The 1,253-nt window shown below is 56.3% G+C and carries 1 protein-coding gene; it reads right to left on the bottom strand.

All coding sequences use genetic code 11. The features are described 5' to 3' along the window. Nucleotides 1–868 (bottom strand): nucleotidyltransferase domain-containing protein (locus tag C1A33_RS34370; RefSeq protein ID WP_133150834.1); only part of this gene is annotated, 868 nt, incomplete at its 3' end. Between the last annotated feature and the right edge of the window lie 385 nt (nt 869–1,253).

Genomic DNA, 1,253 nt, shown 5'->3' with positions numbered 1-1,253 from the left:
CCCAACCATGACGCACCAGACCTAAACGATCACAAAAGTCGGGCTGGAGTACTAGCCAGTCGGCGCAGTCTCCACCGGCCATAGTCGCGTTGTGGATCACTGCAAGGACGGAACGCATATCCTCGACATACGTTGAGTGGTTAAAATGATGGTTTGGAACGTTGTATACGAGGCATTCTATGAAAAATGAAGGAAGGTTCCCGACAATGTCCTTGGCAACGAGAACATTTTCGAGGCGCTTCAATGCCCGGACTATGCGCTTGTACCTGTGGCCGGTGGCGTTGTTCTTCGCGTTTCCTCTCTCCTTCTGCTGTGTCGGCCAATTGTGGATGTAGCCACCGCGATCCCTGTAGACACGCGTTCCCTGGTAGTAAGCCGGATTGCCATATATGTCCGTGTCATAGACGTAGTGGTACTCAAAGCATGGCACCACGTCGGCCGGCAGCGTTGTCTTTTTTTCTCTGACACGCATAGCCATATTCCCGCGCGTCACCGCCGTTCGGCCATAGTAGGCGACGAGGGCGTCTTCGACGGCCGACTTGAATGTATCGTTTGTGTATCCACCCTTATAAGGGGCGATCTGTCCTTCCAGCGCCAGAGACTTTCTGACGTCCGCTGCTGCACCTTCTTTGTCATAATAGTAAAATTCAATGCATTCGACGGCGATATCGACATCATAGTCGAGGCGGACATTGGTATTGTTTGCGTACGAGCCTTTTGCGTAGACCTTATATCGCACGTTCTTCAAATGGTTGGAATTGGCCAGGGCTTGCCGTATTTCAAGTTCGGTCCTGTCGCGCTTCTTGTCCTCATGGTTACTCGGAGGCTTGACCCACGCGCGCAGGGTAGTTTCCCAATTTGTCGCCACGTGGTGAGTCTAGCCACCGGATCGGCGACCACAGCACCAGCGTCCCTTGACTTGCCCCGGGCGTTCCGCGCGGTTTTCTCAAGATGGCGCGCCGAGGCATGGGTAATGGGGTTAGCTATGCGGTGTTCGAACTGTATCGAGTCCCGCCCCCGACCGGTCTCGCCATCTCTGGAGTCATTGAGGTCGCCGCAGCATCGACCGTTGCCCAAATCAGGTCAGCGAAATGACAGGCCAGCCGACCCCCGAGCCAGCGGACGACGGCGGACCGCTGTGGACGAGGGCGGAACAGCGGAGGTTCAGGCACGCGGGGCGGCTAACCGCTACGGACAGGGTCACGTCCGGTGGCGTGGTGTACGGAGGGTGACTCCGCGTGATCCTTGGTTTA

The organism is Frankia canadensis (assembly GCF_900197875.1).
Lineage (GTDB): Bacteria > Actinomycetota > Actinomycetes > Frankiales > Frankiaceae > Frankia > Frankia canadensis.
This window is presented reverse-complemented; position numbering and strand designations above follow the sequence as displayed.